This window comes from Phytobacter sp. MRY16-398, from assembly GCF_003925915.1.
In the GTDB taxonomy this organism is placed as follows: Bacteria; Pseudomonadota; Gammaproteobacteria; order Enterobacterales; family Enterobacteriaceae; genus Phytobacter; species Phytobacter diazotrophicus.
Genome location: NZ_AP018756.1, coordinates 4,453,084 through 4,479,914 on the forward strand (window position 1 = coordinate 4,453,084; position 26,831 = coordinate 4,479,914).

General features: G+C 51.2%; 25 protein-coding genes, 1 tRNA gene and 2 pseudogenes. 25 read left to right on the forward strand and 3 right to left on the reverse strand.

Annotated features, from left to right (window positions below):
* The 16 genes and pseudogenes from citD (at position 1) to MRY16398_RS21970 (ending at position 14,968) form a co-directional block, all read left to right on the forward strand.
* Positions 1-294, forward strand: a complete 294-nt coding sequence (citD, locus tag MRY16398_RS21905) for a citrate lyase acyl carrier protein (RefSeq protein ID WP_041852327.1) — start codon at positions 1-3, stop codon at positions 292-294.
* A complete protein-coding gene (gene citE / locus MRY16398_RS21910; RefSeq protein WP_041852328.1) occupies positions 291-1,166 on the forward strand; it encodes a citrate (pro-3S)-lyase subunit beta in 876 nt (291 codons plus the stop codon). The genes citD and citE overlap by 4 nt, the downstream gene beginning before the upstream one ends.
* A gap of 17 nt (positions 1,167-1,183) precedes the next feature.
* Entirely contained in the window at positions 1,184-2,701 is a 1,518-nt protein-coding gene (gene citF, locus MRY16398_RS21915) for a citrate lyase subunit alpha (RefSeq protein WP_125125180.1), read from the forward strand.
* Positions 2,701-3,246, forward strand: coding sequence for a citrate lyase holo-[acyl-carrier protein] synthase (citX, locus tag MRY16398_RS21920; RefSeq protein ID WP_232034356.1), 546 nt, complete (start codon positions 2,701-2,703; stop codon positions 3,244-3,246). The genes citF and citX overlap by 1 nt, the downstream gene beginning before the upstream one ends.
* Positions 3,221-4,093: a triphosphoribosyl-dephospho-CoA synthase CitG gene (gene citG, locus MRY16398_RS21925; protein WP_125125181.1), complete on the forward strand. Its 873-nt coding sequence runs from the start codon at positions 3,221-3,223 to the stop codon at positions 4,091-4,093. Before citX ends, citG begins: the two co-directional genes overlap by 26 nt.
* 31 nt (positions 4,094-4,124) lie before the next feature.
* Entirely contained in the window at positions 4,125-4,688 is a 564-nt protein-coding gene (locus MRY16398_RS21930; protein WP_071193985.1) for an RBBP9/YdeN family alpha/beta hydrolase, read from the forward strand.
* A gap of 64 nt (positions 4,689-4,752) precedes the next feature.
* Positions 4,753-7,347 (forward strand): bifunctional aconitate hydratase 2/2-methylisocitrate dehydratase, encoded by a 2,595-nt coding sequence (acnB, locus tag MRY16398_RS21935; RefSeq protein WP_125125182.1) that lies wholly within the window; start codon positions 4,753-4,755, stop codon positions 7,345-7,347.
* 132 nt (positions 7,348-7,479) lie between these two features.
* Positions 7,480-7,710 (forward strand): anion permease, encoded by a 231-nt coding sequence (locus MRY16398_RS30695; RefSeq protein WP_172600679.1) that lies wholly within the window; start codon positions 7,480-7,482, stop codon positions 7,708-7,710.
* A pseudogene (locus MRY16398_RS21940) lies at positions 7,649-7,825 on the forward strand (anion permease); the annotation flags it as partial. The gene MRY16398_RS30695 and the pseudogene MRY16398_RS21940, both read left to right, overlap by 62 nt.
* Positions 7,826-8,317: 492 nt before the next feature.
* On the forward strand, positions 8,318-9,457 hold the full coding sequence (locus tag MRY16398_RS21945; RefSeq protein ID WP_071195764.1) for a D-alanyl-lipoteichoic acid biosynthesis protein DltD: 1,140 nt from the start codon (positions 8,318-8,320) through the stop codon (positions 9,455-9,457).
* Entirely contained in the window at positions 9,454-9,576 is a 123-nt protein-coding gene (locus MRY16398_RS31175; RefSeq protein WP_255423173.1) for a hypothetical protein, read from the forward strand. The genes MRY16398_RS21945 and MRY16398_RS31175 overlap by 4 nt, the downstream gene beginning before the upstream one ends.
* A gap of 9 nt (positions 9,577-9,585) precedes the next feature.
* A complete protein-coding gene (locus MRY16398_RS21950) occupies positions 9,586-10,704 on the forward strand; it encodes an MBOAT family O-acyltransferase (protein WP_101999298.1) in 1,119 nt (372 codons plus the stop codon).
* Positions 10,701-12,134, forward strand: coding sequence for an AMP-binding protein (locus MRY16398_RS21955; RefSeq protein ID WP_041852335.1), 1,434 nt, complete (start codon positions 10,701-10,703; stop codon positions 12,132-12,134). Before MRY16398_RS21950 ends, MRY16398_RS21955 begins: the two co-directional genes overlap by 4 nt.
* A 17-nt stretch (positions 12,135-12,151) precedes the next feature.
* The gene (locus tag MRY16398_RS21960) at positions 12,152-12,370 is read left to right on the forward strand and encodes an acyl carrier protein (RefSeq protein ID WP_041852336.1); all 219 of its coding nucleotides are present in this window, start codon (positions 12,152-12,154) and stop codon (positions 12,368-12,370) included.
* Between the two features lie 373 nt (positions 12,371-12,743).
* On the forward strand, positions 12,744-14,288 hold the full coding sequence (locus MRY16398_RS21965) for a methyl-accepting chemotaxis protein (protein WP_125125183.1): 1,545 nt from the start codon (positions 12,744-12,746) through the stop codon (positions 14,286-14,288).
* A gap of 479 nt (positions 14,289-14,767) precedes the next feature.
* On the forward strand, positions 14,768-14,968 hold the full coding sequence (locus MRY16398_RS21970; RefSeq protein ID WP_125125184.1) for a hypothetical protein: 201 nt from the start codon (positions 14,768-14,770) through the stop codon (positions 14,966-14,968).
* Positions 14,969-15,014: 46 nt separating this feature from the next.
* Here MRY16398_RS21970 and MRY16398_RS21975 read toward each other — a convergent pair whose 3' ends face one another.
* Complete coding sequence (locus MRY16398_RS21975) at positions 15,015-16,799, reverse strand: hybrid sensor histidine kinase/response regulator (RefSeq protein ID WP_125125185.1); 1,785 nt, start codon at positions 16,797-16,799, stop codon at positions 15,015-15,017.
* On the reverse strand, positions 16,796-17,428 hold the full coding sequence (locus tag MRY16398_RS21980; protein ID WP_041852340.1) for a response regulator transcription factor: 633 nt from the start codon (positions 17,426-17,428) through the stop codon (positions 16,796-16,798). The genes MRY16398_RS21975 and MRY16398_RS21980 overlap by 4 nt, the downstream gene beginning before the upstream one ends.
* Positions 17,429-17,606: 178 nt before the next feature.
* Here MRY16398_RS21980 and MRY16398_RS21985 point away from each other — a divergent pair, with 178 nt between their 5' ends.
* The 5 genes and pseudogenes from MRY16398_RS21985 to MRY16398_RS31045 form a co-directional block, all read left to right on the forward strand.
* Entirely contained in the window at positions 17,607-17,921 is a 315-nt protein-coding gene (locus tag MRY16398_RS21985; RefSeq protein WP_041852341.1) for a putative periplasmic lipoprotein, read from the forward strand.
* Between the two features lie 201 nt (positions 17,922-18,122).
* Positions 18,123-21,149, forward strand: coding sequence for an autotransporter outer membrane beta-barrel domain-containing protein (locus MRY16398_RS21990; RefSeq protein ID WP_125125186.1), 3,027 nt, complete (start codon positions 18,123-18,125; stop codon positions 21,147-21,149).
* Positions 21,150-21,505: 356 nt separating this feature from the next.
* On the forward strand, positions 21,506-21,709 hold the full coding sequence (locus MRY16398_RS21995; RefSeq protein WP_079497892.1) for a hypothetical protein: 204 nt from the start codon (positions 21,506-21,508) through the stop codon (positions 21,707-21,709).
* Positions 21,710-22,034: 325 nt separating this feature from the next.
* Entirely contained in the window at positions 22,035-22,220 is a 186-nt protein-coding gene (locus MRY16398_RS22000) for a lysozyme inhibitor LprI family protein (RefSeq protein WP_075203652.1), read from the forward strand.
* Between the two features lie 151 nt (positions 22,221-22,371).
* Positions 22,372-22,446 (forward strand): annotated as a pseudogene (locus MRY16398_RS31045) (hypothetical protein); the annotation flags it as partial.
* A gap of 11 nt (positions 22,447-22,457) precedes the next feature.
* Here MRY16398_RS31045 and MRY16398_RS22010 read toward each other — a convergent pair.
* Positions 22,458-22,534: transfer RNA gene (locus MRY16398_RS22010), tRNA-Arg, on the reverse strand.
* 222 nt (positions 22,535-22,756) lie between these two features.
* Between MRY16398_RS22010 and folD the strand changes: the two genes are divergently transcribed.
* The 4 genes from folD to malI all read left to right on the forward strand — a co-directional run bounded on the left by folD (position 22,757) and on the right by malI (position 26,688).
* Complete coding sequence (gene folD, locus MRY16398_RS22015) at positions 22,757-23,623, forward strand: bifunctional methylenetetrahydrofolate dehydrogenase/methenyltetrahydrofolate cyclohydrolase FolD (protein WP_041852424.1); 867 nt, start codon at positions 22,757-22,759, stop codon at positions 23,621-23,623.
* Position 23,624: 1 nt separating this feature from the next.
* Positions 23,625-23,837, forward strand: coding sequence for a ribosome-associated protein YbcJ (ybcJ, locus tag MRY16398_RS22020; protein WP_041852425.1), 213 nt, complete (start codon positions 23,625-23,627; stop codon positions 23,835-23,837).
* 242 nt (positions 23,838-24,079) lie between these two features.
* The gene (locus MRY16398_RS22025) at positions 24,080-25,579 is read left to right on the forward strand and encodes a PTS transporter subunit EIIC (RefSeq protein WP_041852426.1); all 1,500 of its coding nucleotides are present in this window, start codon (positions 24,080-24,082) and stop codon (positions 25,577-25,579) included.
* A 92-nt stretch (positions 25,580-25,671) separates the two neighbouring features.
* Entirely contained in the window at positions 25,672-26,688 is a 1,017-nt protein-coding gene (malI, locus tag MRY16398_RS22030; protein WP_071195796.1) for a Mal regulon transcriptional regulator MalI, read from the forward strand.
* The last annotated feature ends 143 nt before the right edge of the window (positions 26,689-26,831 follow it).

Sequence of the window (26,831 nt, forward strand, 5' to 3'; positions counted from 1 at the left end):
ATGAAAATTATACAGGCAGCTCTGGCAGGCACGCTGGAATCGAGCGACCTCATGGTTAAAGTTAGCCCTTCTGACAGCGGGCTGGATATTGTTATTAATAGCGAAGTGATGAAGCAATTTGGCGAACAAATTACTCAGGTCGTCAAAGAAACGCTGGCTGCATTCAATGTCACCCACGGGCAAATCATTGTTGATGACAAAGGCGCACTGGATTGTGTTATTCGCTCCCGGATGCAAGTCGCCATCATGCGAGGAACCTGTAGCGATGAAATTAACTGGGAGAAATTACAATGAAAAAATTACGCCGCAGTATGCTTTTCTTACCGGGCTCAAGCGCTTCCATGTTATCGACCGCGTTTATTTATAAACCAGATTCAATCATGTTTGACCTTGAAGATGCGGTTTCGTTAAGGGAGAAAGACAGCGCTCGTATATTGGTTTTTAACGCCCTCCAGCATCCCATGTATAAAGATATTGAAACGGTGGTACGCATTAATCCGCTGAACACCCCATTCGGTTTAAAAGATCTTGAGGCGGCGGTCCGCGCCGGGGTCGATGTTATTCGCTTGCCGAAAACAGATACGCCAGAAGATATTCATGAGCTTGAACGTGAAATTGTGCGCATTGAGGAAAGCTGTGGCCGTGAGGTTGGCTCCACACAGGTGATGGCGGCTATCGAATCTGCAATTGGCGTTATCAATGCTGTTGCCATTGCCCGCTCCTCAGAGCGACTGATGGGCATTGCGTTAGCCGCATTTGACTATGTGATGGATATGCAGACAGAACGCGGAGACGGTACTGAACTGTTTTATGCGCGTTGTGCGGTTCTCCATGCGGCGCGTGCCGCGGGTATCGATGCGTTTGACGTTGTTTATGGCGATGTGAACGACGAAGAAGGCTTCTTAAAAGAAGTGGATTTAATTCGTCGCATGGGCTTCAACGGTAAATCTTTAATTAATCCACGGCAGATCGAGTTGCTGCATAACGCCTATGCGCCAACCCAGGAAGAGGTTGATTATGCAGAACGCGTCATCGCTGCCGCCGAAGAAGGTGAACGTAGCGGGCTGGGTGTCATTTCTCTGAATGGCAAAATGATCGATGCGCCAATCATCAATCACGCCAGGGTCGTTCTTGAGAGAAGAAAAGCATCAGGCATTCGCCACTAATCGACGGGATAATAAAGATGAAATTAATCGAAGCTTTACAAGAACAGGTCGGGCAATCAAAAAAATATGTGGCATTTACCCATGCCAACGCGACCACACCTTATCTGGCAGATGTCGGGCAAAAGCACCAGCGTAAACTTTGTGACAGTCTGGACGAGATGATAGACCGCTGCGAATTACGTGATGGGATGACAATTTCATTTCATCATGCCTTTCGTGAAGGCGATAAAGTTATCAACCTTGTCGTTGATAAACTCGCTGCATTGGGTCTGAAAAATATTACCCTGGCATCCAGTTCATTAATGACCTGTAACGCCCCCTTAATTCAGCATATTCGTAACGGTGTTATTTCTAAAATTTACACCTCCGGCATGCGCGGGGAATTAGCCGATGCGATTTCGCATGGCCTGATGGCGCAACCGGTAGAGATTCACTCGCACGGCGGTCGCGTTAATCTCATCCAGAAAGGTGAAATTAATATTGATGTCGCCTTCCTCGCTGTCTCATGTGCTGATGAATATGGCAATGCGAGTGGGAGCGGCGGTAAATCACGCTGTGGCTCGCTCGGCTATGCGATGGTCGATGCGCAGCACGCTAAACGCGTGGTACTGCTGACCGAATCCATCGAGCCCTTCCCTTATATGCCCGCAAGCATTGTTCAGGATCAGGTCGATTACATCGTAAAAATTGACAGCGTAGGCGACCCGGCAAAAATCAGCGTCGGTGCGGCCCGCGTAACCAGCAATCCTCGTGAGCTGATGATTGCGCGCTCGGCGGCGGATGTGGTCGAGCACTCCGGTTATTTCGAACAGGGTTTCTCCATTCAGACCGGTTCTGGCGCGGCATCAACGGCCTGTACGCGCTTTTTAGAATCGCGCATGAAAAATAAAAACATCACGGCGAGTTTTGCCTTAGGCGGCATCACCGGCAGCATTGTGGATCTTCATGAAAAGGGGCTGATTGCCAAATTGCTGGATACCCAGAGTTTTGACGGTGCCGCCGCCGCTTCTTTAGCCAGAAACCCAAACCATGTTGAGATTTCCACCAACGTTTACGCGAATCCGTCATCCAAAGCGGCATGCTGCGACCAGGTGGACATCGTGATTTTAAGCGCCCTTGAAATTGATACTGATTTCAACGTTAACGTGCTGACGGGCTCTGATGGCGTGATGCGCGGTGCCTCCGGCGGTCACTGTGATGTGGCTGCCGCCGCAAACCTGACGGTGGTGGTTGCTCCGCTTATCCGTAGCCGAATTCCAACGGTGGTGAAGCAGGTAACCACCTGCGTGACGCCGGGCGAAAGCATTGATGTTTTGGTTACCGATCATGGTATTGCCGTAAATCCTTCACGTCCTGAAATTCATCAGCGGTTAGTGGCTGCAGGCTTGCCTGTACTGAGTATTGAGGCGTTGCATCAGCGCGCTCTGGAAATCTGCGGTCACCCAAAAGCCATCGAGTTTACCGACAAAATCGTGGGCATTGTTCGTTACCGTGATGGAAGCGTCATTGATGTCGTCCGGCAGGTAAAAGAGTAATGAACGCGATGGCAGACGCAGCGTGTTTACCTGTCTCATTAGCGCAGCTATTAGCCTCCAGAGACGCCCGCGCAGAGCAACAGCAGCGCTGGTTAACGCAGTGGGGACAGACGCTCATTTCGACGACCCTGGTCTGGCCGGGCGAGGTCAAAGACACGCCGGTCTCCAGGGCTGTAATGGAGGTGGCGAATGCGGCTCTTTCGGGGCTTATTCTCACTAATGGCTGGGAGATCGTCCGGCACGACGCTCGCCTGCTTATCACCGGACCGGAGTCATTCTGGTCCGTTAATGCGCCCGCATCGCAGGTCAAAAAGGCCACCATCCTTCTTGAGGAGAGCCACCCTCTGGGCAGGTTGTGGGATATCGATGTGTTTTGCCCGGAGAACGGCTTATTGAGCCGTAAATCCGTAGGTGAAAACAAAAGACGTTGCTTCATCTGTGATGAACCCGCACATGTCTGTTCACGCATGCGGCGCCATTCGCTTCATTCCCTGCAAACTGTCATGGAGGCCAGGATCAATGACTATTTCTGCCATCAGAAGTGAACCGTTGGTTGAGGGGCTTAACGTTGCTGAGCTCGCCGCAGAGGCGATGTACCGCGAAGTGATTTTGACCCCCAAACCGGGGCTGGTAGACCGTCATAACAATGGTTCGCATACGGATATGAACATGAAGCTCTTTATGTCCAGTATCGCGGCCATTGCCCCGTGGTTTGCGTTGTTTGTCTCCAAAGGGATGCAGACGGCCAGACAGGAGCCCGGCCAGACACTTCGGGCTATCCGCCCTATCGGGCTTGCCTGTGAGCAGGCCATGTTTCGCGCGACGGGGGGCATCAACACCCATAAAGGGGGGATCTTTTCGCTTGGTCTGCTTTGTTCTGCCGCCGGGCGTCTGCAAGGCAAAGGCGAAGCGATCGATCGCAGCGCGCTCTGCCGTGAAATGAGTCTGATCTGCGCCGGTATGGTGAGCCGTGAGTTGAAACAACATGGCGATGCGAAGACCAAAGGTGAGCAACTGTTTCGGGATCATGGCTTCACGGGCGCCCGTGGTGAAGCGGAAAGCGGATTTGTGACGATCAGGCACTACGGCTTACCCGCATGGGAAAAAGCCATAAGGTCGGGTTATTCACCAGAGGAGTCTTTGCTGCGGGTTTTGCTTTCCTTAATTGCCCATAATCCTGACACCAATATCCTCTCGCGAGGCGGCCTTGATGGATTGCGCTATGCCAGGCGGTATGCGGCCCGACTTCTGCGCATTAAACATCTTACCGGCAACAGGTTCAGGCAGGCTCTTTTTAATATGGACAAGGCGTTTATCGCCCGAAATTTAAGTCCGGGAGGAAGCGCCGATCTGCTGGCCGTAACCTGGCTCCTTTCCCGTTTTCCAGCCTGAGGGCGAAAACGAAAGATTGACGGAATTTACCATGACAATATCGCGCCTGTTAGCACTGGATGATGTTTTTACCACTATTCTGGTTCCGGGATTGAGGGATAGCGACGAGTACCACTGGCAAACCTGTTGGGCACGCCAGTTACCTCGCTGGAAAAGAATAAGCCAACGAAACTGGATCCAGCCGGATATTGAAAACTGGTGTGCCGCGATCCGCAGGGAATTAACCACGTGCAAATTACCCGTTATTTTAATTGGGCATAGCTTTGGTGCCCTTGCCTCCTGGTATCAGGCTCAGCGTCAGGCGTCAAATATTGCCGGAATTGTCATGGTCGCACCGGCGGAACCTTCCTGGTTTGAACTTGAAGAGATCGTCACCGCGTCAAAGCTGAACGTGCCGGGCCTTGTCTTTGCCAGTCGTAATGACCCGCTGATGTCCTTCAACCGCGCGCTATTCTGGTCCGACTGCTGGGGATGTGAGCTTATCGACATGGGTGACGCTGGTCATATTAATTCGGAATCAGGTTTTGGTGAGTGGAAATATGGCCTTGAAAGAATATCTGAATTTGGAGAAGGGCTATTAAAAATAGCAACATGATTATTTGATGTAAAAACACCATAGCACATTTTTTAATTTCCTTATGATAAGGTCAGGATATTTTATGTTTGAAGAATATAAGAAGCATGTCGCTGAGCGCGCAGAAAATGGAATACCCGCTAAACCCTTAACCGCGCAACAGGTCAGAGAATTAATTGCCCTCCTCGAAAATAAACGGTGCGAGGATCGAGAGGCGTTAATTAACCTGTTAATTAACCAGGTTTCTCCCGGCGTTGATGCTGCTGCAAAAGTGAAAGCAGAATTCCTTGATAAAATTATCAAAGCAAAAACAAGTGAATTCGGTATCACGCCGCAGGACGCTATTACTATTCTTGGAACCATGCAGGGGGGCTACAATATTCAGCCGCTCATTGATTCGCTGGACGATAGTGAACTGGCTCAGTTAGCGGCGAATAAACTCAGCCACACTATTCTTATCTTTGAAAAATTTAACGATATTGAGCAAAAAGCCCGTAACGGGAATGTGCATGCCAAAGCGGTTATTACGTCATGGGCGAATGCCGAGTGGTTTAGCGAACGCACGAAGCTTGAGGAAAAAGTCACGCTGACAGTCTTCAAAGTGCCCGGCGAAACCAATACCGATGACCTTTCGCCAGCCCCTGAGGCATGGTCACGTCCGGACATTCCCCTGCATGCGCTCTCCATGCTGAGTTCCCCCCGTGAAGGTGTGAACCCGGACCAACCGGGGCAATACGGGCCAATCGCCCAGATCCGGGAACTAAAAGCCCGACAGTATCCTCTTGCTTACGTTGGCGATGTGGTAGGGACCGGCTCTTCACGAAAATCCGCAACAAACTCCATCCTCTGGCATATCGGGAAGGATATTCCCTTTGTCCCCAATAAACGCAGCGGGGGTGTTGTCTTAGGCGGGAAAATTGCGCCGATCTTTTTCAATACCCTGGAGGACTCCGGCGCATTACCCATTGAAGTGGATGTCTCCGGTTTATCGACAGGAATGGTGATTGATCTTTATCCGTACAAGGGCGAGATTCGCCATCATCACGATCAGACGCTTATTGCCTCATTCAGCCTGAAAACAGACGTCTTGCTGGATGAAGTCCAGGCGGGTGGTCGCATCCCGTTGATCATTGGCCGCAGCTTAACGGCAAGAGCCAGGGCCTCTTTAGGCCTGCCGGCAACGTCCATTTTCAGGAAAGCCAAAGCGCCTGCGCCATCCTCAGCCGGGTTTACGCTGGCGCAGAAGATGGTGGGCAGAGCGTGCGGCGTGGAAGGTGTTCGTCCTGGGCAATATTGTGAACCTAAAATCACCACCGTGGGATCGCAGGATACCACCGGCGGGATGACACGTGATGAACTGACGGACCTTGCATGCTTAGGGTTTTCTGCCGATCTGGTGATGCAGTCTTTTTGCCATACGTCAGCCTATCCCAAACCCGTCGATGTTAATTTGCATGAGACGCTGCCGCAGTTCATTACCAGCAGAAAAGGCGTTGCGCTGAAACCCGGCGATGGGATTATCCACTCATGGCTGAACCGTATGCTGATCCCGGACACCGTCGGTACGGGCGCGGATTCACATACGCGCTTTCCCTTAGGGATCTCGTTTCCGGGCGGTTCCGGGCTGGTTGCTTTTGCCGCCGCCACGGGAATTATGCCGCTCGATATGCCGGAATCTGTGCTGGTCCGCTTTAAGGGTGAAATGCAAAAAGGGATCACCCTGCGCGATTTGGTTCACGCGATCCCTTACTACGCCATTAAACAAGGGTTGCTGACCACCGAGAAGAAAAACAAACGCAATATATTTTCCGGTCGTATTCTGGAAATCGAAGGTTTACACATGTTGAAGGCTGAGCAGGCCTTTGAACTGGCGGATGCCTCCGCAGAGCGCTCAGCGGCTGCCTGTGTGCTACGCCTGGAAGAAGAGAACGTTGCCGAATATTTGCGTTCCAATGCCACATTGCTGCGCTGGATGATTAGCCAGGGTTATCAGCACGCGCCGACCCTTGAAAAGCGTATTGCAGAGATCGAAGCATGGCTGGCCAATCCGTCATTACTCAGCGCTGATGAAAATGCCGAGTACGCCGCAATTATTGACATCGACCTGACTGAAATTACGGAGCCGATCGTTTGTGCGCCCAATGACCCGGATGACGCCCGTTTACTGTCTGAGGTTGCGCGCACACCGGTACAAGAAGTGTTTATTGGCTCGTGTATGACAAACATTGGTCACTTCCGGGCCGCCGGGAAGCTACTGGCGGATGCAAAAGAGATCCCTGGCCGCCTGTGGATTGCCCCACCAACCAAAATGGATGCCCAACAGCTTTCAAGCGAGGGTTATTTTAATAAGTTCATCCGTTCCGGCGCACGCATCGAACCGGCGGGCTGTTCTCTCTGCATGGGTAACCAGGCCAGGGTCAAGGAAGGGAGCAGCGTTGTTTCAACATCTACCCGCAACTTCCCACACCGCCTTGGTACCGATGCAAACGTCTTCCTGGCGTCGGCTGAGCTCAGTGCCATCGCGGCCATGCTTGGAAAAATGCCGACGGTTGAGCAGTATCACTGGCATATGGACAAAATCAATGACACCCGTGAAGAGACCTATCGTTACTTAAATTTCCATACGCTGGCAGAGTATCAAGTAGCGGAAAAGCAGCGAATTGACGTGGTAACAATGTAATCGTCTCAAAAACATGCCCGGTAATATTCCCGGGCATGTTTTTCGCCTTCTCATTACCTGTTTTTTTGAATTGGCAGAGGTCTCATTTTTAAATGCGACCTCTGATATTGCCAAAGGAATGGGTTAATTAAAGTGAGCGCTAAATTATTATTCCTCGTTTTCATTATCAGCCTTTCATTAATGACAACACCGCCTGACAGCCTATCAAAAGAGGCATGGGTACTGGCCAGTATTTATCTTGCGGCGACCATTGGTCTGGTGAGCAAACCCTATCCTGAAAATTCGTTATTTATTTGCATCCGGTGGCTGCATTGCCCATTATGGCGGCGCGGCAGGGCCAATTATTTTTGCGGCTGGCTATAACGATATAAAATCCTGGTGGATAACGGGTACGATTGTCGCAATATTAACGTTTGTTATTCATATTACCGTCGGGTTCCCGTGGTGGGCGTATTTGAAATCGAGTGGCATGCTCTAATGATAAGCGCGTGCTGATCTTACTTGCGTCTTGTTGATGTCTTATCGCTCAGATGCGTCGGATGACGCAAGATGTTCTCCATCGCCGCCCTGTACCTGTGAAATAGTACAGGACAGATACGTCCGCTCCTCTCCCGGCGCGGACAATTGTGTAACGCCTCTATCGAAACCGCATTGCCAATGGTTGTCAGGTCGATGTACCTGAGCCTTTATCGTTGTTGATTACCACTCGCAGTAAGCATGGCGAAGTCAGCCCCGGCACACTCTTTTCTTTATAAATGCAGCGCTTATTATTAACACGCTAATGCTGTACATACCGTTACACAGCAATGCTCATCTTTTCAGATGCACCTGGTATAGAATGTCAAAGAAGATAGATTGGAATAAAGTCCAAATACCCATTGTCCCATTTGTTGTCTATTTGTTGTAACACTAAGAATCAACAAATTTTAAACAAGTTAATGTCATGTAGTCTTACTTTTTTATAATGATAATGAAAATCAAAAATACTCTGTGCCTACATATCCTGATGGCTCTCCTCGCCATCCTGGTTCTGAGCGTTCACCCGGTGGTGACGAGCTTTGATCCGCCGCTTAAATTCCAGCCGATGATTAAATCGATGGAAGGCACACCAAAAGAGCAAGCAGAAAAAATAGCCACCATTTCCCATGCATTACAAGGGAATGCGATTTTCTTTATCGGGGCATCAGAAGTTTCTACTTCCGAAAATGAACATTACGCTGCCTATAATTACTTCAATAAGCAATTGCACAGACCTTTAGTGGCATATGGCGATAGTTATGTCGACGACGTCACACAATTTTTACTGTTCTCCCGTTTTAAAGACAGCCTTAACGCAAACAGTAAAGTGGTGTTGCTCCTGGCACCGGATAGCTTTTATTCAAATGGGCTTCCTCCGGCGATCTTTGCGGATAATTTCCCGGGTTCGATTTTCGATCCATTAATGAAAGACAAGCAGGCTCGTCCTTTGCTGGTCAATTACTTAAAACATATTGAAGCGGACGATATCAGCCATTTGAGTTTTGGTGAAATGGCCATTTATGGCTGGCATCCGGACCTGATCTGGGAAGAGGTGAGCTATCAGTTTGCCAACTTCTGCACCATGATAAAAAACGACTGGCTGGACCTGCTCAATATTGAGCCACAGCCTGCCGCGCAACCCTGGCCCGCACAGCCTGGCAACATAACGATGCCCGACTGGGATCAAGAGCTGGCGAATGCCCGTGAACTCAACAAAGTACGCAAGCAAAGTGCAGCCACGATGTGGATGGACAAGGCGGTTTATGAGGCCGGGGATACCCCTGAGCAGTGGGATGACACACCTGTCGTGCCAAAGCAAATCGAGGTTTTCCGCGCCACCATCAAACTCCTGAAAGAGCGCCATGTCCAGGTGATTGCGATTGTCGACCCGATTAACCCGTGGGCGCTGACCAATACCAATACGTTCCAGCCGGTTGATAAACAAATTCAGGCAATCCTGACGGAAAACCAGGTGCCTTATTTAGATATGTATGCGATGCCGTATCAAAACGGCTGGAACTGGGATCGTCTGCACCCATCGGAAACGGCATGGGTTCCTATGGTTCGCTTTATCGCGGAGAACTTTAAATGATGAAAACCGCCATTCGCCTGTTTTTACTTTATCTCCTGCTGGCGATAACCATTGTCGCGTGGACCTCCGTGGATGACAGCATGAGTTTGCAATTGCATTTTGAATATCAAAAGTTCTGAGGACGAATAATGTACAGCTCAGGCATGTTTTTCTTCTATTTGTTCTCATCAGCGCTGGTGTTTGCGCTGGTTAACCGCGTATTGCGTCACCGACTGACATATATATCCGCTTTTTCCGTGCTGGCGGCTTTAGGCTGGGGGTATATCTTCGAAGGCGACTATATTGTCCCGGCGGCAGTGTTTTTCAGTTTTTATATTCTTGTCACATTAAAAGAGAAAGGTTGGTTAAAAACCTGGCAGGCGGTCACATTAACGCTGCTGCCGCTGTTTCTGGTGAAATTACATCTGAACAACCACTGGGGCATGATCGGGCTCTCTTTTATGACTTTCCGCGCCATCGATGTGCTGCTGTACCGCAGTAAAAAGGATGGCCAGAATTTTCTGCACTATTTCTGCTACCTGTTTATGCCGTTTATTATCCTGGCCGGCCCGATGTATCGCTGGCGGACCTGGATGACGGATATCAATAAACCGGTTTTCACGCTGACTCGTGAGCAGTTTTTAGTGGCTTTAGAGCAAATTATTACCGGGATTATCCAGAAATTCTTGTTCGCCATGCTGGTCGATACTCTGGTCGTTCAGCCGTGGAGCCATGAAGCGTTTACCCTGAAAGTGGGCGTGGTGATGTCGATTGCCTACAGCGCCTATCTCTACTTTGATTTTGCGGGTTACAGCAACATGGCTATCGGGGCGGGCCGCTTATTTGGCCTGAACATTCCGGCAAACTTCAATATGCCGATTCTGGCGAAAACCCCGCAGGATTTCTGGCGCCGCTTCCATATCAGCCTCTCTGAATGGCTGAGGGATGTGGTCTTTATGCCGATTTATATGAATCTGATGAAGCACAATTTTTTCCGCCAGAACAAAACGCTGGCGCAAAATATTGGCATCTTCTGCACCCTATTTTGTATGGGGGCATGGAATGGACTCGAACGACACTACGTCATTAGCGGCGCGCTGTTTGGCGCCATTTCCGTTGTTCACAACATGCTGCAATGGTTTGCCAAACGCCATCCGGCTTTGAGCAACGGACTTCAACATCCGGTTTCTGTGTTTGTGGGACGAATTTTGACGCTGGGAAGCGCCGCGGCCTCCCTTTACATCTTTAGTGGAATGTCTCCCTTATGAAAAATGACTCCGAACTTCTGGAACTACAAGACTTCTTGCGTGCGGCATTACGCGATCCCGCGTCCCCTCAGCAACTGGCGATCAGCGGTAGCGATGAAGCCATCACCTGGCAACAGCTCTCCGTCGCGGTTACTGACTGGGCGCAACGTTACCAACAATGCAACCAACCTGCCGGTACGCCGGTGGTGTTGTACGGGCATCAGCAGGCGGAATTTGCCGTCGCGCTCTATAGCTGCCTGTTGCACAATATTCCGTACATTCCGGTGGACTGCATCTATCCGCAGGAGCGTCTCAAAGAGATTTGCCAGCTCGCCAATGCCCCCTTCTATTATGATGTGGCCGCGAAAAAATTTATCGCGACCGGCATAACCGGCCAGGTACTGGCCGAGCCAGATCTCGCCTACATCATGTTCACCTCCGGCAGCACCGGAAAACCGAAAGGGGTGCAGATTGGACGTGAAAGCGTCTGGCATTTCATGAAGTGGGTAAGTCAGGACTTTTCCTTGCCGGAAAAACCGGTGCTGATGAACCACGCGGTGTTCAGCTTCGATCTCTCGCTGATCCCCCTGCTGGCGAATCTGGCGACTGGTGGGCATATTGTGCTGAACGCGAAAGAAGATATCGCGGCGGAAAACTGGCTGGATCGCCTGAAAGCGAACGATGTTTCCGTCTGGGTTTCCACCCCCTCTTTTGCCTATCAGCGCCTGCTGTCGCCCCAGTTTAATAGCGACTATCTGCCTGAACTGAATGTCTTTATCTTCATTGGTGAAGTATTAAATAAAGCGCTGGTAAAACAGTTACGCCGCCGTTTCCCGCAGGCCAAAATCCTTAACTCCTACGGCCCAACGGAAGCGACTATCGCCACCACGGTGGTTGAAATCACCGATGAAATTCTCAATAACGACAACCCGCTGCTGCCCGTTGGCGTGATGATGCCGGATACCCACATGGAAATTACCGCCGATGGCGAGTTGATCATCTGGGGTAAAAATGTGATGCGCGGTTATCTCGGCCTGCCGCAAGAGAACGCGACAAAATTGCTGCGACGCGAAAGTGAAGAATATCGCGGTTACAGAACCGGCGATCTGGGTTACGAAGACGGTCTTATCTACTGCCAGGGCCGCAACGATAGCCAGATCAAACTGAACGGCTACCGTATTGAAATCAACGAGATTGAAAATCGCCTGCTGGCGATGTCCGGCATCAGTGAAGCGGTTGTGCTGCCGCTGATGAAATCATGCGGAAGCGTTCTGCGAATTGCGGCATTCTGCGTGACGGATCTGGCACCAGAGGTGATCAAAACATCCCTTTCGAAAGTGATCCCCCATTACATGGTGCCGTCACAAATTATTATTAAAGATGCATTGCCGCTTAATCCGAACGGCAAAATCGATCGTAAATTGCTGGACACCCATGCCCGCACGAATTAATTAGCCAGGAAACTATTATGGAACAAGAAATTCTCGCCCTGTTTGAAAAAGTGTTATCCCGCAAAGTGGGCTTTCATGATGAACTGATTGAGTCTGACATTCTCGACTCAATTCTGGCGGTCGATCTGGTGCTGGAAGTGCAGGACGTTTACGGCTGCATGATCCCGCCGACCGAAGTCGCCACCGTGCTGAAAACCCCTGCGGATTTGGCGCGCTACATTGAAGAAAACCGTTAATCGTTTGTGAGGTTAATGGCTTTTGTGAAAACCCTGAATGATTTGATTCGGGGTTTTTTTATACCGTCTCGTCTCCCCTGCCCCCCCTATTTCGCTTGTTATTAAATAACTTTAATCCCACTAAAAATATTAGTGTGATCGCCCTCATATTTATCTTCATGACATAAAAATCGTCAACCGCGTTACTAATATTAACTCTTTATTTACCAAGCAGTTAATTTCTTTATAACAAAAAAGGAACATATTTAATATTTATATCGATTTTATCGATTAATTTCTTTTCTTTAATTCCCGATAAAAGATATAGCGCGGTCTGATACCAGGGTTGCCGACGCTAAACCAACCATATAAAACAACAACAGGTTAGCATGCTATGAAATTATCCTTTGCCCAGAAACTGTGGATCCCACTCATCGTCGCGCTGTTATGTCTTGCCGGAACGTTATTTTTCGGCTCTGTAAAAATTAAAGAGAACCAGCTCACATTGCGAGAACGGGAGTTAATGCATGTATCGCAGTTAGCCCTTAACGTTGTAAAAACGCAGGCTGCACTTGCCGACAAAGGATTGATTTCACAAGAGGAGGCTCAGCAACGGGCCCTTCAGACTATTAAAGATTTGCGTTATGGTGAAACCGGTTATTTTACCATTCTGAATAACCAGGCGCAGGTCATCATGCACCCGATAAATGCCGCGCTCATTGGCAAAGGACCAGATATTTCCGATGCAAATGGGGTTTATATTTTTCGGGATATGGTGGCGGTAACCAAAAATGATAACGCCGGTTTCACGCAGTATATTTTCCCGCGCCCCGGCGAAACAGAGCCGCAACCTAAAGTTGCCTACAGTATTCCGTGGACACCCTGGGGCTGGATAATCACTACCGGGTTATATGTCGATGATATTCAGCAAGCGTTTATGAGTTCGCTTTACCAGAATATGATTGAATTCGTTGTCATCAGCCTTGTACTTTCGATTCTTGTCTATTCCATTAATCGCAGCACGCTGAAAACGCTCGGTGGTGAACCGCGTTATGCCGCAGAAGTCGTCTCGCGGATCGCCTCCGGGGACCTGTCGCAGGCGGTGAACAAGAAAGCCAACGATAACGAAAGTCTGGTACATGAAATGGGAGTCATGCGCGAGCAGTTGACCTCGGTTATCGCGGAGATCAGGGGCGTCGCGGAAGTCATTAACACTAGCACCCATGAGATCGTCGCCGGAAACCAGGAGATTGCTGAACATTCCGAGCAGCAGGCCGTGTCGCTGGAAAAAACGTCGTCCAGCATGGAAGAGATTACCGCTGCCGTAAAACAAAACGCAGAAAATGCCGGGCAGGCGCGCGAACTGGCACGAGGCGCGGTGGATATCGCTTCGCGCAGTGGCGTGATGATGCAGAATGTGAACAGCACCATGAGTGGCATTTCTGAAAGCGCCGGTAAAATCGCCAACATTATTGAGGTGGTCAATAGCATTGCCTTTCAGACCAACATTCTTGCGCTGAACGCAGCCGTTGAGGCAGCGCGCGCCGGTGAGCAAGGAAAAGGGTTTGCTGTAGTGGCCAGTGAAGTGCGAAATCTGTCCCTGCGCAGCTCTCAAGCCGCACAGGAGATAAAAGTGCTGGTCGAAGAGTCGGTAGCGCGAGTCAACAGTGGTTCTACCCAGATCAAAACCGCCGGAAGCCATATCGACGAGATGATTGAAGCCGTGCAGCGCGTTTCAGATATCATGTCGCAAATCTCGGTGGCGACCGATGAGCAGAGTATCGGGATAAGTCAGGTGAATGAATCGATCGTACAAATCGACTCGGTGACGCATCAAAACTCCCAACTGGTTCAGCATGCTGTTGCCGCCGCCAGCGCCCTGGAAGCACAGACCCGGCGGCTGACGCAAACCGTGGCCTTCTTTAATACGGGTCGCTAATCGATCCGTAACACACCGGGAACCCGTGCACGAGGGTTCCCGGTAATTAACATCGTCATTCCAGGCCCCCCTCATCCAGAAAGCCATTCCCTGTCAGATAAAGCGCAAGGCAGATTACAGTATTAAATATCTGCTATTCCGACGGATATCGCCTCTCAGTATTATGACTACCCGTGACGTTATCCTTTAAATTTCTGCACCGGAATTGGCCGATTATGACAAGCTGCCCGCAACGTTAAGCATGGAAGATGTCCGGATTATCGGCGCACGTTACAATAGGGGGCTTATCCCGACGCTGGAAGAAATTAAGAGAAATACGTCGTATGGCGACTTTATTGTCAATCACTGGCAGCGATTCAGCAGACTGATTTGGGGATAACATGAATAAGTTAGTAAGGATTGTTTTACTGTTGACGTACTGCCTGGGTCTTATACTTTTATGCCTGATCTCCGTCGATAAATATTCATGGATGAGTGAAATGGATCCCTCACTATCTGCGGGTTCAATCACCGCAGATACCAGCAACAGCGACCTGACCTCGCTTTTGAACTTTATCTGCATCATCGTTATCCAGCTTATTGCCGTCATTTTCGAGAAAACGCGTAAAATGAAGGGCCTTGCGGTTGTCCTGGCTCTTATCGCCGCCGCCGTTTTTGTCGCCAGAACACACTATTTCTAAGCGGCGGAGACTTGTCTCTCCCCCGTTTTTGCCGATCGCGCGCCGCTTACTGGCTGGCCGACCACTGTGTTAACAGAGCATGCAGCGTTGCAGGCTCCAGCGGCTTGCGCAGCACCAGATACCCCTCCTCTTCTGCGTCGCGCAGTACCGGAGAGTTGAACTCGCCGCTGACCATCGCCCCGCTGACCTTTGGCAGGCGTTCAAGTAGCGCCTTGAGGATTTCAAAACCGCTTTCGCCCGAGCGCAATCGCTGATCGCACAGCACGACGCTTGGGGTAAATCCCCCGTCGACAATAGCAAAAGCCTCTTCGGCGGAGGCGGCGCAGCGCACAACGATCCCCCAACTGCTCATCAAACTTTCCCAGGCGGAGGTGACCAGCGGATCGTCATCAACCACAAGACAGCTTCCCCGTAGCGATGCCCGGCGGGTAACCGGTACGACGGCGTCAATGGCTGGGGTGGGATCGAGCGCTTTACTCTCTCCCTGATGCTGCTGAAAGCGCATCCAGAAGCGGGAACCTTTCTCCTCAATAGACTGCATACCGTAAGTGACGTTCATCAATTTCGCGCAGCGCGCCACCACGGCAAGCCCGAGGCCGTGCCCGGCACTGTCGATTTTCCACGCCAGTTCGGGGCGGTAATAAGGGGAGAAGATTTTGTTTTTTTCGTCATCAGCGATGCCCACCCCGGTGTCCCACACTTCAAGGAGACACGCTTCACCGCGCGGGCGGATCGCCACCAGCACGCCCCCTCGCGGCGTGTAGCGCAGGGCATTCTGGATCAGATTGATCAGCGACTGGCGCACCAGCAGCGGGTCGCCCATCACGTAGATGCGCCGACCGGGCCGCCAGGTACGGAGCTTCAGTCCCCGGCTTTTCGCCTCCTCGCGAAACAGCGTGATGACTGAATCCAGCAGCGCACCGATGTCCACATGGGTTGTGGTGGTCATCATATTGCCCGATTCAATCTTGCTCAGATCAAGTAACGAATTGAACATCAACTGAACGGAGCGCACGCTTTGCTGCAAGTCCAGCAACTGCGGCATCAGCGCGTCATTGCTGTTTTTATGAATAATCGCCTCAATAAGAAAACCCATGGCGTGTACGGGCTGGCGCAGATCGTGGCTGGCGGTGGTCAGAAACTGATTTTTATCGCGCAGCGCCTGCTCAGCCTCCTCTTTTGCCTGGCGAAATTGTTCTGCCAGACGCGCACTCTCCTCTTCCAGCCTGGCCTGCTGAATAAAAAAGGCATGCGACGTTAACGCGTGACGGTAGATCGCAAAACCGTACAGCAGGTTCAGCATCAGAACGATCAACATCACGTCGTCCATACGCCAGATGATGCCGAGATTTAAGAATCCCCAGGAAGAGAAAAAAAACCGTTTAAAGGTACTGATGACCGGTGTTAAATGCGTCGCGTTGGCGGCGACAATCGCAGCGATGCTGATATTCAGCAGCAGGAAAAAATCAAAGTTTTGGTTCTGCGGGGTAATCAGGTAAAGCGAAGAAATACCCATGCCGTGAGCGAAGGCGACCTTATTAAGGTTCGGCAGCCAGCGGCGCAGAACATCATCTGCATTATTTTCTTTAATTTCCCGCAGATAGCGTCGGTGCCATATTCTGATTAACCCTGCGCAGAGCAGGTAAATAACGATCCAGACAAGGGTTGGCCCGGTGTTTCCCCCTAACCAATATATCCAGATTGCAAATGGAATGCCGACAAAAGGCACAGCAGTAAAGCTGAACACCAGGCGGATAAAGGTATTATTGAGCAGGCGGATCTGCGCGCGCGATGAAATGGCACTATTATCCACATCGGCTATCCATTTCATGATGATTCGTCCCGCTGGCCGTGGAGAAGTGTAATGACTTCCACACGGGTATTCACACCCAGTTTTTTTAAAATATTGCTGATGTGCTCTTTAACCGTAGGCTCTGATATTGAAAGTTGCGAAGCGATTCTTTTATTGGGCAATCCACGCATCATCATCTGTAAAACCTCTCCCTGACGTGGCGTTAAGTTAAATTTTTGCAATATAGCACTGTCTTTTTCATTTATCTCAGCATGAGGCTCCGGAAACCATGTCTGATTATTCATAAGCGCTTGAACTGCCTCACCAAATAATTCCGGCGCCTCGTTTTTCAGCACAAAACCATGCCCCCCGGCATTCTGCACTTTCATCCGGATATCATTATTTTCGTCGCCGCTTACCACTAGCAAACGCACTTTTGGAAAGTTGTTCTTAATTTCTTTTAGTAATTTCAGTGCGGTAGAAGATGAAAGCCAGAAATCAATGATCAGCAGGTCTGGCGGGCCATTGTCGCGGATATGCCGATAACAGCTCTCCTCATCCGCCACCACCATGACTGATCTGAACCCTAAATGGGACGCCAGAAAATTAGCAATTCCGCTGCCGACCAAAGGGTGGTCATCAATAACCAACGCATAATATTTTCCCAAAGGTATCTCCTTTTGGTGAGTGGAAAGGGCGATATTCTGCCAATTTCCACATCAACAACACTCCCTACTTTAGGAGGGTTTTGTATTCCAGAAAAGAGAAATATCTTATTTCAGTTCTTAAAAAAGAGAAATGTTTTGCCATAGCGCAATCGATACGGACTGATTACAAGGATAATTTATGAAAAAGCCACTCATCGCACTCGCCGTTACAATTATGGTCGCGGGTTGTTCAACGTTGAAAACCGATCAGGCTATTCCGCTCCTTCAGGCGGAAACAGCAAAAATGCTGGGACTGGGATCATCCGATGAAATTACCGTTACCCAGGTGAATGGTGCTCAGCCTGATGCGCTGGGCGGGCAAAAACTTACCTATCGCGCGACCACAGAAAAAGGCCGTATTTTTGATTGCTCATCCATGATGATGCCGGGAATTTTAGGTTCTGCGCCGACCCTGAGCGCACCAACCTGTACGCCGGTTGTTACCCATAAATAATCTGTCGCAGAGAACGTTATTGCCGTTCTCTATATTTACCCGCCGCAGCGTAATAACCAGGGAGTTATAGGTTTTCGCTTCGCCGGATAATTTACCTGCACGCCTGAATTCGCGAAATAAAGCGTCATATAAGTCAGTGAATTTAATCTCTATAAAACAATGACCTTCGCGACATCACGTTAATCAATCTGGAGATAGCACGTGAATGACAATTTCTCGCACCAATTAAAAGTGAAAACCTCACTTTCTAAACTTTACCTCGCTCTGTTCTCTGCCCCACTGATGTTATTGATGCCCGAGGATACCCGGGCTGCCGATGTGATTTTTGACGGCGATACCCAGGTCACGCAGTCGTTAGTCTATACCGACGATGTCTATGTGGGCCGCACGCAGAGCGGCAACTTGCTCATCAATAACGGGAAAATAACGGCTTACAACGTCAATATCGGCAGGCTCTATAACGGTCAGATTTTCAACAGCACGGTGACGGTCAGCGGACCGGATGCTGAGCTGAACGCCCTGAACGATCAATTCGTACTGCACGGCAGTATGGACCTTGGCCTCGGCACGCTACGGGTAGAAAATGGCGCGCTGGCCAGCGCGAAAGAGATTGTGGTGGGCACCACCCGGGGCTATGACAGCCACCTTATCGCCACTGGCGCGAACTCCCGCGTCACCAGCAACTATCTGAGCGTTGGCACCGCCGCGGGTTCACGCTCTACCGTTTCAATCGAGGATGGCGCGCTCCTTACCACCAACCTCCAGGCACGCATCGGTGATGGCTACGATCCGGATGAAACGGACAAGCTGAACCCGAAAGCCACAGTGACGGGTGAAAACTCCCGTTGGAACGTCACCCAGTTACTGACACTTAACGGCGATCTCGACGTGCTCAACGGCGGCGCAGTTAATGTCGGCAGCGTTGAGGTCGAGGGTGTTCCCGGTACGCGCAAAACCGCCGAGTTGTACGTCGCGGGCAATAATTCCCGCTTCACCAGCGGTGGCAATATCCTCGTGGGCGATTACGGTAACGGCGTCGTGTCAGCGGTGGATGGGGCGGTGATCTCCGCAGGCAGTAACGCGATCGTGCTGGGCGATACCGGATCGGGTTCCAACCGCGGAGCGCTGGTTATCGGTAGCCGCGGCAATATAGATACCGGCACCGGCCTTACTGAGCCAACGTTAGGCGCAGCAGGTGGCGCGGGCACCATTGATGCCCAGACGGCAGTTGTCTTGCGCGGTGGGCTGTTCGGCAGCTACGTCTACTTCAATCACACCGATGATAATTATCTGTTCGCCAACACCATGAGTGGCGAAGGTGATGTCATCAACGCCTCGGGGCAGACGACACTCAACGGCGACCTGACCGGACTCAAAGCGAATGTCCTCGCCCGTGGCGGCAAAATCATTATTGCCAGTGATATCAATACGCAGCCTGAAACCAATATTTTTGATATCCAGACCCTGAGCGCGGAAAACGGCGGGACGTTAATCCTCAACGCCACCGCCGGGAGTGACGTCAGCAACGGTCTTGGCTACAGTAGCGCCGCGTCGATTAAAGCGGGCGGTACCCTTGGCGGCAACGGCACCCTCGGGCAAACGGAGATCCTCTCCGGCGGTCATATTTCTCCGGGTGATGGCGGCATCGGCACTCTGACGCTGAAACGCTACCTGAACTTTATCGGCGAGTCGTTCTATGACGTCGATATTACCGGTGACGGGCGCAGCGATCTGCTGAACGTGGAAGGTAAAACCACCATCAGCAATCAGGCTACCGTGCAGGTCACCGCACTCGATCCGCAGACCAGCTACCAGAGCGGCCAGGTCTATCGCATTCTCAACTCGGCAGGCGGTATTGATGGTCAGTTCGCCTCTGCGGTCTCTAAATCTGCCTTCCTGGATGTGGCATTGAATCAGAGCGCGAATGCCGTAGACCTGAGCATCACGCAGAAAGAGAACGGTGAGAATCCGGGTAATCCGGGCGGTGAGAATCCGGGCAATCCGGGTGGTGAGAATCCGGGCAACCCCGGCGGTGAAAATCCGGGTAATCCGGGTGGCGAGAATCCGGGTAATCCGGGTGCGGGCAACCCCGGCAGCGGCAAACCGGGCATCTTCCAGACTGTGGCACAAACGAGCAACCAGTGGAATACCGCAGGCGCACTCTCGACCCTCACACAAAGCGGCCCATCGCTGGCACTCTATAACTCGCTGCTGATGTTAAGCGCACCGGAAGCACGCGACGCGTTCAATCAGCTCTCAGGCGAGGCTTACCCTTCCGTTCAGTCCACGCTTATTGCGGGCAGCACTCAGTTGTTTAACGTGTTGAATCAGCGCATGGCGAGTTCATTCGACAATGACACGCTGCCGATCCCGCCGCTGGCCATGTCATTTGCTCAGTCCTCCCCTGTGCAGAACAACGGTGTGTGGGGACAGACATTCGGCTCCTGGGTGAAAACTGACGGCGACGGTAATACTGGTAAGCTGGACGGTAACACCGCGGGCTTCCTGCTGGGGGCCGATCGTAAGCTGGACAGTCATAACGTAAGAGTGGGTGGCTTCTTCGGTTACAGCCGTGGAAATTACGATGTCGACAGCCGTCGCTCCTCAATGGATATCGATAACTACCATCTCGGCCTGTATGCAGCGGCGCGTCAGGACGCGTTCTCCCTGCGTGGCTCACTGGGTTACACCTGGCATAAAATTGACGCCGAACGTAAGGTTGATTTCAGCGGCTACTCGGATCGCCTGAATGCCAATTACGATGCCAACTCACTGCAGGCCTTCACCGAAGCAGGCTACCGCTTCGGCCAGCCGGAGCAAAATATCGAGCCATTCGTTAACCTGAGCTATATCCGTCTGAACACGGATGACTTCAAAGAGGACGGCGGTGCTGCAGCCCTGAGCGTGCGTAACGACACGGTTGATACCTTCTTCTCGACGCTCGGCGCACGCGCGGTGACTGAACTGCCGAAAAACGTCAGCCTTTACGGCTCGTTAGGCTGGCAGCACGCCTACGGTGACCGAAAAGCCTCCTCGCGTATGGCGTTTGCTGGCAGCGACGGCTTCACGAGCGAAGGTAACCCGGTTGACAAGGATATGCTGGTAGGCGACGTGGGCGTCAGCTTTACACTGCCGCACTCAGCGACGCTGAATGTCGGTTATAAAGGACAAATCGGTTCCGACACCCGTGTCAACGCCGTGAACGCCAATCTCCGCTGGTCATTCTAAGTGATATAGCGTGTTACCAGGCCGCCCCGATGGGCGGCTTTTTTGTTAACAGGGCGAAGGGATAGTCAAGAGTTTTACTCGTCAGTATCCGCGCTACGGAAAGAAAATAGGTAAATGACATAACTCGCGCCCACGCAGATTGTAATTCTGGCTGCTTCCCTCAGTGTAATGGTTCCATAACCTGGCGATCTGGCTCCCAACCCGGCCATATATAAATCATATAACTCTATAAATACATTAAGTTAACCACCAAAAGCGTCCATGGAACCCCCTGAGAAAATCGAACCACCTGGTAACCTTGCGCATGAAGGTGTAATAGTCAGAGAAGTGGATACCCTTATCGTTGAGGTGGTTTTATGCGAGCAACAGAACAGAGTAAAGAGGAGATGGCGAAAGCTATCGGTTACGCAGTGATGGAGTTAGAAAATACAGGATGTGCTATCACGGCAGAAGCCATCAACGCGCGGCTGGAAATACGCAAGGGTTCCGAAAAGGCGTTTGCACAAAGAGCAGCGGAACAGCCATACCACATCAGGTTTAACGAATCGTTGTGTGGATGAAAACCGACAGGATTGGAACCTGTGGCCTACGGCTTAAAGAACCCTGAATGCGAATTAAGATACTGTGAAAAAAGTGTTTTCCGCATTCGGAACCGTATTTGCGTCTTTGCGTGTCGTAATAAATACCTCTGAGAAAAAACGGTTTATCCCTTCACGACACAAAAACGACATTTTAATTCCACATCACCGGGCTGCGGTCGTAGTCGGCATGGTTAACGAAACACGTCACGCTCCCGACAACAATAACGTCCTCAGACTATTCCCCCTCGATCGCCTCACAATCTTACGTAATGAACGCCAGGCCCATTAATATCGCAAAAAGCTTATGATCGATACATTCAAGAAAAGCCAGAGCGAATGGTTAAAATACCGTGACGATTACTGCAATGTAGCAACAACTGACGCTCAATCAACACACTTCCTGGGAGCCGCTTTTACGAGGTGCTATATAAACATGTATAACCGTCACACTAGTGAAATAAAGATGATTAAAATAAAAAGTGTAGAGTAAATTTATTAGCGCATTGTTATTTCAATATCTTACCAATCCCCGGCCCGAGTGTATAAACGCCATTAACTTGTGCCGGGGCATCCCCTTAAATAAGGTTTCATCAATTTAGCTGCGCTATAATGCCCCCATCAGGCGTAAGCACGCACGGTAAATAGATGCCATTTTTGGCAATAACGACAAAAATACGACACAGGGAGGGAATCAGGCTGGGTTGAAGTTAGCCTAACATCTTGAAAATGGTACGCCCTACAGGGTTCGAACCTGTGACCTACGGCTTAGAAGGCCGTTGCTCTATCCAGCTGAGCTAAGGGCGCACTGATATCCCTTACGGGAGAGTTGCGGATCGGGATTATACGGTCAACACCTGTCGAGTCAATGACTTTGCTCTCAGATGCTCGCGAAGTGAGCACCATTACGCACTTTCACCGCCCTGCCTTTACGCACGAAACATAAACGGTAACTGACAGCGCCGCCCACTTCTGACAAAATATACACATCCCCACTTCTTTTTAGTTACAGATGGAATCTTCTCTCTGATGGCAGCAAAGATTATAGATGGTAAAACGATTGCGCAGCAGGTGCGCTCTGAGGTTGCTGAAAAGGTGAAAGCCCGCCTGGCAGCCGGAAAACGCGCCCCTGGTCTGGCCGTTATCCTCGTCGGTAGCAACCCTGCGTCGCAGATTTATGTCGGCAGCAAACGCAAAGCGTGTGAAGAGGTGGGTTTCATCTCCCGCTCCTACGATTTGCCGGAAACCACCACCGAAGCCGAACTGCTAACGCTTATCGACAAGCTCAATGCCGATAACGAAATCGACGGTATTCTGGTTCAGTTACCGCTGCCTGCCGGTATCGATTATGTCAAAGTGCTGGAACACATTTCGCCGGATAAAGACGTCGACGGTTTCCACCCGTATAACGTTGGCCGCCTGTGCCAGCGTGCGCCGCGTCTGCGCCCGTGCACCCCGCGCGGTATCGTGACGCTGCTTGAGCGTTACAACATTGATACCTACGGCCTGAACGCCGTAGTCATCGGCGCATCTAACATCGTCGGTCGCCCGATGAGCATGGAGCTGCTGCTGGCCGGTTGCACCACCACCGTGACCCACCGTTTCACCAAAAATCTGCGTCACCATGTGGAAAACGCCGATCTTCTGGTCGTTGCGGTCGGCAAACCAGGCTTTATTCCTGGCGAGTGGATCAAAGAAGGCGCCATCGTGATTGATGTTGGCATCAACCGTCTGGAAAGCGGCAAAGTGGTTGGCGATGTGGTTTACGAAGACGCCGCCGCGCGTGCCTCGTATATCACGCCGGTGCCGGGCGGTGTAGGCCCGATGACCGTCGCAACCCTGATTCAGAACACACTACAGGCGTGCGAAGAGTACCACGACGTGGAGAAAGCATAAGATGGCAACATTCTCACTGGGCAAGCATCCGCACGTTGAACTGTGCGATCTGCTGAAACTGGAAGGCTGGAGCGAAAGCGGCGCGCAGGCGAAGATCGCTATTGATGACGGTCTGGTCAAGGTCGACGGCAAGGTCGAAACCCGTAAGCGTTGCAAGATCGTTGCCGGGCAAACCGTTGTATTTCAGGGACAAAGCGTCACCGTAGTCGCCTGATATCCTTTCTACAGGCCCGTTCATCGGGCCTGTTTCCCCTCCCCATTTCCCTTAGTGTCCGCACGGTCAATAATTGATCGCCTTCAAATAATCACATTTTGCTATGACCGAAAGTGAAATTTCAGTTGCGGAGAAGAATCGCTTCTAACACGATAAGTAGAACGTTTTACTAGAACGTTCTACTCACAATAAATGTGCGTATTTCGCGCAACAAAAAAGCCTGGATTCGGGGGAATCACACGATGAATGTGTTATCAGGGTTTATTAAATCACTCTCAAAGTTGTCCATGATTGGGCGTGCGTTAATGCTGCCCATCTCATTACTGCCGGCCGCCGGTCTGCTGCTGGCGTTTGGCGATAAGTTTCATTTACCGCTGATGATGAATGCCGGTGGGGTTATTTTCGATAACCTGCCGCTGCTGTTCGCCATCGGCTCGGCGGTTGGTCTGGCCTCGGAATCCGGAATTGCCGCCCTTTCTGCGGCCGTGTCGGTGTTTGTCACCAACATTACCATCAGCACCGTGCTATCGATTACGCCGGAAATGGCTTCACAGGGCGGGAAATATGCGATGGTGGTCGGTATCCCGTCGCTGCAAATGGGGGTGTTTGGCGGCTTAATCTGCGGCATCCTCGCAGCCTGGTGCTATAACCGCTTCCACACCATGCAGTTACCTGAATTTTTGGGCTTCTTCTCCGGTAAGCGTTTTGTCGCCATCGCCACCGCGTTTATGTCGTTTATTCTCGGCCTGCTGCTGCCCTACGTCTGGCAACATATCCAGGCGGGCATTGACGCGCTCTCCGTTATCGTTAACGGCGATAATCAGGCAGCCTCAACCTTTATCTTTGGCCTGACGGAACGTGCGCTAATCCCGCTCGGTCTGCACCATATCTGGTATCCGTCGTTCTGGTACTCCTTCGGTGACTACACCACTCAGGCAGGCCAGGTTATCCACGGCGACCAGACAATCTGGTTCAAAATGCTGGAAGAAGGCACCAAGTCATTCAGTAGCGACACCTATCAGAACGCCGGCAAATTCATGCAGGGCGAGTTCCCGCTGATGCTGTTCGCACTGCCTGCCGCCTGTCTGGCGATGTACCACGAAGCGCATACCAAAAACAAAAAAATCGCTGCGGGTATTCTCTTCTCCGCCGCGCTGACCTGTTTCTTAACGGGCATCACTGAGCCGGTCGAATTTACCTTTATCTTCGTCGCGCCGATTTTGTATGTGTTCAATGCGATCATGGCGGGCCTGGCCTACATGTCCATGTACCTGATGCATGCGCATATCGCGAAGTCGTTCTCAGCCGGTCTTATCGACTACATTTCGTTTGGTATTCTGCCGTCGTTTAATGGCTATGAGACAAACTACCTGAATGCGGTGATCATTGGCGTGCCGATGGCGCTGATCTACTACTTTACTTTCCGCTTTGTTATCCGTCGCTTTGATGTCAAAACACCGGGCCGTACCGAAGTGTCTGCGGACGCGAAAGACAAAACGGACGAGGAGTTGGTTACCGAGATTGTTGACCTGCTGGGCGGGGCGAAAAACATTGATTCCGTTGGTTCTTGTATTACCCGCCTGCGTATTGAAGTGCTGGACGGCAGCCAGGTGAATAAAGAAGGACTTAACGGTGTGGGCGCACGCGGCGTGGTCTTTGTCGGGGATAAAGGCGTGCAGGTGATCTTCGGCGCCAGAGCCCAGTTTATTGCTCAGGCTATGGCGACATCGCTTGGCAAATAACCTTGTGCAGGTAAGGTGAAATAAGTCTCCTGTATTTATGCAGGAGGCTTTACTATTTCTGACTGATTATTCTGTACTTTCAGGGAGCACGATTGAAAAAGGTCAGCATCATTGATGTCGCTAAACTGGCGGGCGTTTCGGTTTCAACCGTCTCTCTGGTGCTGCGCCAAAAGGGAAAAATCTCCGATGCCACCATCGAGAGAGTTCAGTCGGCTATCAATGAGCTTGGATATGTGCACAACGTCGCGGCCGCTAATCTACGCGCCAATACCTCGAACCTGATTGGCCTGATCTTGCGTGATTTCAGCGACAGCTTTTCCATCAAGGTGATGGCGAGCATTGTCCAGGAGCTGGAACGTAAGGGCTATATGGTCTTCCTGGGGCAGCCGCTGGATGATCATGAGCACCTGGAACGCTGCCTGCTCTCTTTTAAGCAACAGGGCGTGGCGGGCGTGATATATCTCTCCTCGGATCCCCTTAATCCGCATTTACCGGAAAAAATCAGCCAGTGTCCGCTGCCGATGGTGGTAGTGTCCCAGTCCATGCCTGCCGAGAGCTGTAATCTGGTGATGCGCGATAGCCGCCAGGCCGCAAGCCTTGCCACGCGCTATCTTATTGAACGCGGGCATCGCAGCATCGCCTATATCGGCGGTCTGGAAAAAGACCTGGTACGCCACCAGCGTTTGTTGGGCGTACATAGTGCCCTCAAGCAATACGGTATGGTGCTGCGCGATGAGTATGCTCCCGCCTGCAGTGAATCGACTGAATCAGCCAGCCTGGCAACGCGTCATTTGCTGGAAAAAAACAACACCATCACCGCCCTGCTATGCCATTCGCCGAACGCGGTGATTGGCTCTATCAGCGGTATTCATCAGGTGGGGCGCACCATCGGTAAAGATGTCTTTCTGACGCAACAGGTGGCGCTGATAGGCTTCGAGGATATGCTCCACGTGAACCTCACCTCCCCCTCTTTTACCTATGTTTCGTCGGCCAGTGAAGAGGCGGGGCGTCAGGCTGCGGGGCTGATTATACGTAAGCTGAAAGAGCCAGATTTGCTGACGCAGACGATTACCCTTTCCGGGCAACTGGTGGTGCGGGAATCCGCATAATAAAGCGAGTATTGGCCCGCATTTTTAATGGATGCATGCACTGAGTCATTCGCGTTGCATTACAGCGGCAGCATTCGCCACATCCCCCATTTTTTCAGGTGTCATGGCGCACTCTGCCGGATAAGTCACCTTGCGCATCAGAG

Coding starts and splice junctions, on each gene's coding strand:
- MRY16398_RS21975 (WP_125125185.1), bottom strand. CDS start 16,799: ATGAAATGGATAGCCGATGTGGATAATAGTGCCATTTCATCGCGCGCG.
- MRY16398_RS22025 (WP_041852426.1), top strand. CDS start 24,080: ATGAATGTGTTATCAGGGTTTATTAAATCACTCTCAAAGTTGTCCATG.
- MRY16398_RS21960 (WP_041852336.1), top strand. CDS start 12,152: ATGGAACAAGAAATTCTCGCCCTGTTTGAAAAAGTGTTATCCCGCAAA.
- MRY16398_RS21945 (WP_071195764.1), top strand. CDS start 8,318: ATGAAAATCAAAAATACTCTGTGCCTACATATCCTGATGGCTCTCCTC.
- citD (WP_041852327.1), top strand. CDS start 1: ATGAAAATTATACAGGCAGCTCTGGCAGGCACGCTGGAATCGAGCGAC.
- citX (WP_232034356.1), top strand. CDS start 2,701: ATGAACGCGATGGCAGACGCAGCGTGTTTACCTGTCTCATTAGCGCAG.
- MRY16398_RS21970 (WP_125125184.1), top strand. CDS start 14,768: ATGGATCCCTCACTATCTGCGGGTTCAATCACCGCAGATACCAGCAAC.
- MRY16398_RS21930 (WP_071193985.1), top strand. CDS start 4,125: ATGACAATATCGCGCCTGTTAGCACTGGATGATGTTTTTACCACTATT.
- MRY16398_RS31175 (WP_255423173.1), top strand. CDS start 9,454: ATGATGAAAACCGCCATTCGCCTGTTTTTACTTTATCTCCTGCTGGCG.
- MRY16398_RS21995 (WP_079497892.1), top strand. CDS start 21,506: ATGCGAGCAACAGAACAGAGTAAAGAGGAGATGGCGAAAGCTATCGGT.
- ybcJ (WP_041852425.1), top strand. CDS start 23,625: ATGGCAACATTCTCACTGGGCAAGCATCCGCACGTTGAACTGTGCGAT.
- acnB (WP_125125182.1), top strand. CDS start 4,753: ATGTTTGAAGAATATAAGAAGCATGTCGCTGAGCGCGCAGAAAATGGA.
- MRY16398_RS21950 (WP_101999298.1), top strand. CDS start 9,586: ATGTACAGCTCAGGCATGTTTTTCTTCTATTTGTTCTCATCAGCGCTG.
- MRY16398_RS22000 (WP_075203652.1), top strand. CDS start 22,035: ATGATCGATACATTCAAGAAAAGCCAGAGCGAATGGTTAAAATACCGT.
- MRY16398_RS21965 (WP_125125183.1), top strand. CDS start 12,744: ATGAAATTATCCTTTGCCCAGAAACTGTGGATCCCACTCATCGTCGCG.
- citE (WP_041852328.1), top strand. CDS start 291: ATGAAAAAATTACGCCGCAGTATGCTTTTCTTACCGGGCTCAAGCGCT.
- folD (WP_041852424.1), top strand. CDS start 22,757: ATGGCAGCAAAGATTATAGATGGTAAAACGATTGCGCAGCAGGTGCGC.
- citF (WP_125125180.1), top strand. CDS start 1,184: ATGAAATTAATCGAAGCTTTACAAGAACAGGTCGGGCAATCAAAAAAA.
- MRY16398_RS21955 (WP_041852335.1), top strand. CDS start 10,701: ATGAAAAATGACTCCGAACTTCTGGAACTACAAGACTTCTTGCGTGCG.
- MRY16398_RS21985 (WP_041852341.1), top strand. CDS start 17,607: ATGAAAAAGCCACTCATCGCACTCGCCGTTACAATTATGGTCGCGGGT.
- citG (WP_125125181.1), top strand. CDS start 3,221: ATGACTATTTCTGCCATCAGAAGTGAACCGTTGGTTGAGGGGCTTAAC.